This is a genomic window from Nocardia nova (genome assembly GCF_002933465.1).
In the GTDB taxonomy this organism is placed as follows: Bacteria; Actinomycetota; Actinomycetes; order Mycobacteriales; family Mycobacteriaceae; genus Nocardia; species Nocardia nova_B.
Genome location: NZ_PSZE01000084.1, coordinates 1 through 1,672 on the forward strand (window position 1 = coordinate 1; position 1,672 = coordinate 1,672).

The 1,672-nt window shown below is 60.9% G+C and carries 1 protein-coding gene; it reads right to left on the bottom strand.

The features are described 5' to 3' along the window. Positions 1 to 315 precede the first annotated feature (315 nt). Positions 316 to 1,478, bottom strand: a protein-coding gene (locus C5E41_RS32920; protein ID WP_439956517.1) for an IS3 family transposase whose coding sequence is annotated in 2 segments (ribosomal slippage) — positions 316 to 1,205 and positions 1,205 to 1,478 — 1,164 coding nt in all. Because the reading frame shifts where the segments join, the coding sequence is not laid out codon by codon here. Between the last annotated feature and the right edge of the window lie 194 nt (positions 1,479 to 1,672).

Below are 1,672 nucleotides of genomic sequence, written 5' to 3' on the forward strand. Positions count from 1 at the left end.
GCTTGCGCACGATGTCCTCCGCGGAATGCCGCTTCCGACCAGCCATATCTCTCATCGTCCCTTCCAGCCCCTTGCAGGGCCAACAGGACTCTAATACCAAGCGGTCTCATCCATCGGGGACAGGCCAAAGCCTCCCCAGCGTGTACCCGCTCAACCGTGACTGCGCTCATCGAATCTGGCTCTGTCCCACTTTCGATGATCGGTCCGGTTATTGCGTGGTGGCCAGGACGCGGATTCGGAGCAGATCGAACGGGACTGCTGCACGGATAGGTGACAACCTGACCTGTCCCACCTTTTAGGTTCCAGGCTCGGTGGCTAACTGACAGCGGGAACGGGTGTCTTCTCGGAGAGTAGTTCGAACTCGATCGGGGTGCGATAGCCCAGGGACGAGTGGCGGCGTTGCCGGTTGTAGAAGATCTCGATGTAGTCGAAGATCGCGTTCGCGAGTTCGAGGCGTGTCTTCCACTTCTTACGGTCGAGCAGTTCGATCTGCATCGAGGACCAGAACGATTCCATCATCGCGTTGTCCAAGCCATCACCAACGGTGCCGAACGACGGCAGCAGTCCGGCAGATCGAATCTTCTCGCCGAAAACCCATGAGGTGAACTGAGTTCCGTGATCGGCGTGAACAACGCCACCTGCTGCCGGGCGACGGTTGCGGATCGCCATGTCCAGCGCGTTGACGACAAGTGTTGAGTCTTGGCGGGAATCGATGGACCAACCAATGATCTTGCGGCTGAAGGCGTCCAGGACCGCGGCGCAGTAGACCCGGCCTTCCTTGGTGTTGTGGACCGTGATGTCGGTAACCCACAACTCGTTCGGTTTGCCACGATCGAATTTGCGGTTCACCAGATCTCCGGCGGTCACCACACCGCGGAGGTTCTTGCCCCGCGACGAGGCCGGCAGCCCCCGGATGCCGGCCAAGGTCATGAGAACCGATACCGTGCGGGAGCAGACCTTGACGCCCATCGCCATGGTCAGTTCGGCGTGGATTCTGCGGTAGCCGTAGGTGCCTCGTGATGCGACATGGATCTCGCGGATCAATCCGGTCAACCATTGGCGCCGCAATTGTGTCGGAGTGGTCGGACGCCGTTTGGCCTTGTAGTAGTTCTGTCGGGCGACTCCCAGGATGCGGCAGCATCGGTCGACCGGTGCTCCAGCTGCGACAAGGCTGTCGATCACCGGGTAGAACCGTCTTTTGGGCCAGAAACGTCCTCCCCAAGGAACTTCGCGGCGTGGCGGATGATCGCGAGCTCGGTTTCGAGTTCTCGTATCCGGCGTCGAGCAGCACGCAATTCTGCCGACTCCGCCGACGGTTTACCGGGACGTAGTCCGTGGTCGATGTCGTCCTGGCGCAACCATTTCGACAAGGTGACCGGATGGATGCCCAGCTCGACAGCTGTCTGCTTGGCTGGTTTGCCTGCTCGGACCAAAGCGATTGCCCGGGTTCGGAACTCGGTGGGATAGGCGCGTGGCACGCGGGTCAGCCTTTCGGTAAGGCTGTCAGTTAGCAACCGGAGTTGGAACCCAACCGGTGGGGCAGGTCAACCGACATGGCTGGCCAACCGGCGGGCCTGGAAGGATGTCATCGTGCCCAAGCCCTACCCGAAAGAGTTCCGCGACGATGTCGTGCGCGTGGCCCGTCAGCGTGAGGACGGGGTGACTCTGGAAC